The sequence below is a fragment of the Allobosea sp. 05T422_2 genome (genome assembly GCF_056396265.1).
This window is the reverse complement of record NZ_JBFTLD010000022.1, coordinates 39326-45641: the sequence shown is the minus strand read 5'-3', so window position 1 is coordinate 45641 and position 6316 is coordinate 39326. Positions and strand designations below refer to the sequence as shown.

7 protein-coding genes are annotated in these 6316 nt (G+C 64.9%); all 7 read left to right on the top strand.

What is annotated here, in order from left to right; all coding sequences use genetic code 11:
* The coding region (locus AC1DJT_RS06780; protein ID WP_476833770.1) for an acyl-CoA dehydrogenase family protein at window positions 1-381 on the top strand (381 nt) is incomplete at its 5' end.
* Window positions 382-407: 26 nt separating this feature from the next.
* On the top strand, window positions 408-1070 hold the full coding sequence (locus AC1DJT_RS06775) for a glutathione S-transferase family protein (RefSeq protein WP_476768159.1): 663 nt from the start codon (window positions 408-410) through the stop codon (window positions 1068-1070).
* Window positions 1071-1152: 82 nt separating this feature from the next.
* On the top strand, window positions 1153-2097 hold the full coding sequence (locus tag AC1DJT_RS06770; protein WP_476833769.1) for a DMT family transporter: 945 nt from the start codon (window positions 1153-1155) through the stop codon (window positions 2095-2097).
* Between the two features lie 135 nt (window positions 2098-2232).
* A complete protein-coding gene (locus AC1DJT_RS06765; protein ID WP_476833768.1) occupies window positions 2233-3222 on the top strand; it encodes a LysR family transcriptional regulator in 990 nt (329 codons plus the stop codon).
* The gene (locus AC1DJT_RS06760) at window positions 3222-3740 is read left to right on the top strand and encodes a tripartite tricarboxylate transporter TctB family protein (RefSeq protein ID WP_441506472.1); all 519 of its coding nucleotides are present in this window, start codon (window positions 3222-3224) and stop codon (window positions 3738-3740) included. The genes AC1DJT_RS06765 and AC1DJT_RS06760 overlap by 1 nt, the downstream gene beginning before the upstream one ends.
* 4 nt (window positions 3741-3744) lie before the next feature.
* Window positions 3745-5247, top strand: a complete 1503-nt coding sequence (locus AC1DJT_RS06755; RefSeq protein WP_476833767.1) for a tripartite tricarboxylate transporter permease — start codon at window positions 3745-3747, stop codon at window positions 5245-5247.
* 62 nt (window positions 5248-5309) lie between these two features.
* Window positions 5310-6284: a tripartite tricarboxylate transporter substrate-binding protein gene (locus AC1DJT_RS06750; protein WP_476833766.1), complete on the top strand. Its 975-nt coding sequence runs from the start codon at window positions 5310-5312 to the stop codon at window positions 6282-6284.
* The last annotated feature ends 32 nt before the right edge of the window (window positions 6285-6316 follow it).

The window sequence follows — 6316 nt, the reverse complement described above, 5'->3', positions numbered from 1 at the left end:
GCCATGGAGGCCGCGAAATCCTACGCCAAGGAGCGGCAGCAATTCGGCCAGGCGCTCAGCGACTTCCAGGGCCTGCAATGGATGATCGCCGACCGCGAGCTCGACCTGCATGCTTCGCGGCTGCTGATCCTCGACGCCGCCGCCCGGAAGGATCGCGGCGAGCCTTTCGCCCGGGAAGCCTCGATGGCCAAGCTCTTCGCCTCGGAAGCGGCGCATCGCTGCACCGACACGGCAATCCAGATTCATGGCGGCGCCGGCTATTGCCGCGACTTCCCCGTCGAACGCTATGCCCGCGATGCCCGCATCACCCGCATCTATGAGGGCACCTCCGAGATCCAGCGCCTGATCATCGCCCGCGAGACCTTGCGCCAGACCGTCTGACCACCCCCAACCTGAAAGCCTGCCTCATGACCCTGACGATCTACGGGTGCTATCGTTCGCGCGCGACGCGCAATATCTGGCTCGCCAACGAGCTTGGCCTCTCCTTCAGGCACGTGCCTGTGATCCAGGCCGGCCGGGTGCCTGATCCCAAAGCGGCTGACGCACCGGTTCATACCCGCAGCGCCGAATTCCTGAAGGTGAACCCCAACGGGCATATTCCGTCGATCGACGATGACGGCTTCGTCCTGCACGAATCGCTCGCGATCAACCTCTATCTCGCCCGCAAGCATGGCGGGCCGCTGGCGCCGAAAGACGTCCAGGAAGAGGGACTTGCTGCGATGTGGACGCTCTGGGCCGCGACCGAATGCGAGATCAACGCGCTCAACACGCTCTATCACCGCATTGCCAAGCCGCCGGCGGAGCGCGACGCCAAACTGGCCGACGCCGCGGCAGAGGCCCTGCGCGCGCCTCTGGCGGTGCTCAACGATGCCCTCGCCAGGGACGGCTATCTCGTCGGCGGTCGCTTCACCGTCGTCGACATCAATGTCTCCGAAGTCATTCGCTATGCCCAGACCGGCGCGCCCGAGCTGTTTGCCGCCGTCCCGCATGTGAAGGCCTGGCTCGAAGTCTGCCAGGGCCGCCCTGCCTTCAAGGCGATGTGGGAGGCACGGGACGCCGAAGCCGCCTGATCAGAAAGCGGGTGGCGGCCCGCCTGACTTCACCCTAGCGATCCTGCAACTGCGTTTCAGGATCGCGTCAAGGACCGACCCCATGGGCTCCTCTCCCGCCTMCCCGCCTCCCGCGATGGGCACGCGCGAGTGGCTCCTGCTGCTCGTGCTTTCGCTGCTCTGGGGCGGCTCTTTCTTCTTCGCCAAGATCGCGGTGACGGAGTGGCCGCCGCTCGCCGTGGTGCTGGCGCGGGTCGCGCTTGCGGCAGCCGTGCTCCATGTCGCCGTGCGCGCGCTTGGCCTGACGATGGCAGTGGGCGGCCGGATGTGGCTCGCCTTCTTCGGCATGGGCCTGCTGAACAACCTCATCCCCTTCGGCCTGATCTTCTGGGGGCAGACGCAGATCGGCGCTGGCCTCGCCGCGATCCTGAATGCGACGACCCCGGTCTTCGGCGTGGTCGTCGCTCATCTTTTCGGAAGCAACGAGAAGGCCACACCACTGAAGATCACCGGCGTGCTGGCCGGTGTCGTCGGCGTCGCCATCCTGATGGGCCCGGATGTGATCAGTGGGCTCGGCAATGCACTGCTTCCGCAGCTCGCCTGCCTGGCGGCGGCTCTCTCTTATGGCTTTGCCGGTCTCTATGGCCGCCGGTTCCGCGAGCTCCCGCCATTGGTGACGGCAACGGGCCAGCTCAGCGCCACGACGGTCATGACCCTGCCACTGGTCCTGCTCCTCGCCCCGCCATGGCTCCTCCCGTTCCCATCCAAGGCCGCGATCGGTGCGTTGGTCGGACTCGCCCTGCTCTCGACCGCGCTCGCCTATGTCATCTTCTTCCAGATCATGCGGCGCGCCGGCGGCAGCAACGCCATGCTGGTGACCTTCCTCGTGCCGGTCAGCGCCATCCTGCTTGGCGTCGGGCTGCTCGGGGAAGCGCTGCTGCCACGGCATTTCCTCGGCATGGCAGCGATCTTCCTCGGCCTCGCCCTGATCGACGGACGGCTCTTCCGGCGCCGCAAGGGCCCTCATCCCAAGGAAAGCCTCGGCTAGGTCCACGGCTTTGTTGCCAAAAAATTATGAATTGCTCTACGGTCGCTTTCACGGCACCAGCCGCTAAAGGCCATAACCGCGAAGGCTGGAAGATATCGCAAAAAGCGATACGCCAGAGGGGAGCAGACGATCGTCATGGATGTTCGGCAACTGCGATGCTTCATCGCGGTGGCGGAGGAGTTGCATTTCGGCCGCGCGGCTGAAAGGCTTGGCCTCGCACCACCCGCACTTTCGCGCCAGATCAGCACGTTGGAAGACGAGCTGGGCGTCAGTCTGCTTACGCGCACGACACGTCAGGTCGCGCTGACCCGCGCCGGCCTGCTGATGCTCGAGGAAGCCAAGGGCATCCTCGTCAAGATGGAACATGCCTCGCGCGCCGTGCGCGAAGCCTCGCTCGCCTCGAGCAAGGTCTTGCGGGTCGGCGCAATCGACGCCGCCTCCTCCAGCTTCGTCCCGCAAGCTCTCGTCGCCTTCMGCGAACGCCATCCCGGTATCGAGATCAAATTTGTCGAAGCCATGACCGCGGCACTGATCCAGATGCTGGAAGCCGGCAAGCTCGACATCGCGCTCGTACGTCCGCCACGCAAGCCGACAGACTGCGCCTTCGAGATATTGCGTGTCGAACGGCCGATCGTGGTGCTCAACGAGAGCCACCCTCTCGCCGCCCGTGAGAGCCTGACGATGAACGACCTGATCGGCGAGCCGTTCGTCGTTCCGTCCAAGCGGATCCGGCCCTTCGCCTATGATCTCGTGATGGCCTATTTCGAAAGCGTCGGCTCGGTGCCGAACGTGACGATCGAGGCTACCGAAAAGCCTGCCATGATGTCTGCGGTCGCCGCGGGGCTCGGCATGGCGCTCGCCCCCGACTGGGTCTCGCGACTGACCTTTCCGGGCGTGACCATGCGCCGCCTGCGTGGCGCATTGCTCGATCCGCCGCCGCCCGGCGCCCTTGTCGGCGTCGCCTGGCGTCCGCACCAGAAGCTCGCGGCGCGCGACGACTTTCTGAACATCCTTCGCGAAAGCGTGACGTTGATCGACGAGAAAAACGTCCTGCCATTCACAATGCCTGTCAAAAAACTGAAGCGTGCGGCCCAGACCGCCAGACCGCAGACTGGAGGAGCCTGATGAGCTTGAACACTATTGAACGCGCGCAGGGGCTGCGTGTCCGTTCGCAACAGGATCTGGCCGCCGGGCTGTTCATGATCCTTCTCGCTGCCGTGGCGCTGTTCCTCGCCAGCGATCTGCCGATGGGGTCGCTGCGGCAGATCGGGCCGGGCATGCTGCCGAAGGCGTTTGCCGTGATATGCGCCGGGCTCGGAGTGCTGCTGGCCCTGAGTTCGCTGCGCTTTAACGGCGAGAAGCTCTCGGGCTGGTCCTGGCGCGGCGTCATCTTCGTGCTCGGCGGCGCGGTCGTCTTCGGCCTCACCATTCGTGGCTTCGATCTGGGGCCGATCAAGGTCCCGCAGCTCGGTCTCGTCGTTTCAGGCCCCCTCGTCGTGCTGATCTCCGGCCTGGCCGCGGATGATCGCAAGATCAAGGAGCTGGTGATCTTCGCGCTCGTCATGACGACCTTCTGCGCACTGCTGTTCAAATATGCATTGGGTCTGCCGATCCCCCTGGCACCCTGGCTGTTGGGGATCTGATTCAATGAGTGAAATGATTGCCCATCTGCAGCTCGGCTTCGGCGTCGCGCTCTCGCTGCAGAATATCGCACTCGCCTTCGCCGGCTGCCTCGTCGGCACGCTGATCGKTGTGCTGCCCGGCGTCGGGCCGATCGCCACCATCGCCATGCTGCTGCCGATCACCTTCGGCCTCGATCCTGTCGGCGCTCTGATCATGCTGGCCGGCATTTATTACGGCGCCCAGTATGGCGGCTCGACCACGGCGATCCTGGTCAATATCCCCGGCGAGGCGACCGCGGTMGTCACCACCCTCGACGGCCACCAGATGGCCAAGCAGGGCCGCGCCGGCGTTGCGCTCGGAACCGCAGCGCTCGGCTCCTTCTTCGCCGGCTGCGTCGCCACCCTGATCATCGCCGCGCTCGGCGCGCCCCTGACCAAGCTCGCACTGCTGTTTGGCCCGGCCGAGTATTTCTCGCTGATGGTCATGGGGCTTTGCTTCGCGGTCGTGCTTGCGCGCGGCTCGATCCTCAAGGCCTTCTGCATGATCATGCTCGGCCTTCTGCTCTCGACGATCGGCACCGATCTCGAGACCGGCCAGGAGCGCATGACCTTCGGCTTCCCACCTTTGTCCGATGGCATCGACTTCGCCGTGCTTGCAATGGGCGTGTTCGGTTTTGCCGAGGTGCTGAGGAACCTCGAGAATCCCGAGACGCGCGACGTCGTGCGCGCCAAGATCGGCCGCCTGCTGCCGGACTGGAACGACATCAAGCAGTCGTTCTTGCCCGTCGTACGCGGCACCGCCATCGGCGGCATTCTCGGCATCCTGCCGGGCAACGGCGCGGTACTGGGCCCGTTCGCCAGCTACACGATCGAGAAGAAGATCGCCAAGGACCCCTCGCGCTTCGGCCGCGGTGCCATCGAAGGCGTGGCAGGTCCGGAATCGGCCAATAATGCCGGCGCACAGACGGCCTTCATCCCGCTGCTCACGCTCGGCATCCCGCCGAATGCGGTGATGGCGCTGATGGTCGGCGCGATGACCATCCACGGCATCATCCCCGGCCCGCAGGTCATGACCAAGAACCCAGAACTGTTCTGGGGCATGATCGCGTCGATGTGGATCGGCAACCTGATGCTGCTGATCATCAACCTGCCGCTGGTCGGCGTCTGGGTGAAGCTGCTTCAGGTGCCCTACCGCCTGATGTTCCCGGCGATCCTGATCTTCTGCTGCATCGGCATCTACTCGGTGAACAACCAGCCGGTCGACGTCGCCTTCACCGCGCTGTTCGGCCTGTTCGGCTACATCCTGATCAAGCTCGGCTTCGAGCCAGCCCCGATGCTGCTCGGCTTCGTGCTCGGCAAGCTGATGGAAGAGAAGCTGCGGCAGGCGCTGATCATCTCGCGCGGCTCGTTCATGACCTTCATCGAACGGCCGATCTCCGGCGGCCTGCTGGCCGTCGCCGTGATCATTCTGGTCGTCGCTCTGCTGCCATCGATCTCCCAGAAGCGCGACGAGGTGTTCACCGAATGACGGGGTTGCCTCGCCATCCATTTCACCATCACGCTACGTCACCGATCTCTGGGAGGATCCACATGAAGAAACTCGTACTTGGTTTGGCTACGACAGTTGCGCTCGCCCTCACCGGCAGCGCGCAKGCACAGTCGAAATATCCGGAGAAGCCGATCACCATGATCGTGCCCTTCGCTGCCGGCGGCCCGACCGACATCATCGCCCGCATCGTCGGCGAGAACATGTCGAAGACACTCGGCCAGCAGGTCGTGATCGAGAACGTGGCGGGCGCCGGCGGCACGACCGGTATCACCCGCGCCCTGACCGCAACGCCCGACGGCTACACCATTGCGATGGGCCATCTCGGCACCTTCTCGGCTGCGCCTGCGACCTATCCCGGCCTGAAATACGACCCGATCAACGGCATGCAGCCGATCGGCCTCGCCGGCGGCACGCCGATCCTGATCGTCGCCCGCAAGAATTTCGAGCCGAAGGACCTGAAAGAGTTCGTCGCCTATGTGAAGACGAACACCGACAAGGTGAACGAGGCCCATGCCGGCGTCGGATCGGTCTCATGGACGACCTGCACGTTGCTGAAGGGTCAGCTTGGCGTGCCGAAGCTGAACGCCGTCGCCTATCGCGGCACGGGCCCAGCTCTCAACGATCTCGTCTCCGGCCAGATCGATTTCATGTGCGACCAGATCGTCAGCGTCGCCGAGCAGGTCAAGGCCGATACGATCAAGGCTTATGCGATTGCCTCGACCGAGCGCTCGCCCGCCCTGCCGAACGTGCCGACCACCAAGGAAGCCGGGCTGCCCGAGTATCAGATCGAGGCCTGGAACGGCATCGCCGCGCCGAAGGGCACGCCGAAGGAGGTCGTCGACCGGCTCGTCGATGCGCTCGACAAGGCCCTGAAGGACGAAGGCGTCAAGAAGCGCCTGCTCGATCTCGGCACCGTGATGCCGAGCGCCGAGGAGCGCACGCCCGCCGGCTTCGGCGCRTTGATCAAGCGTGACGCCGACAAGCTCAGCCCGACCCTGGCGGCGGCGCCGAAGTAAGCGCCCTCCCTATCGGCTTCCATGGCGGCGGG

Coding starts and splice junctions, on each gene's coding strand:
- AC1DJT_RS06775 (WP_476768159.1), top strand. CDS start 408: ATGACCCTGACGATCTACGGGTGCTATCGTTCGCGCGCGACGCGCAAT.
- AC1DJT_RS06760 (WP_441506472.1), top strand. CDS start 3,222: ATGAGCTTGAACACTATTGAACGCGCGCAGGGGCTGCGTGTCCGTTCG.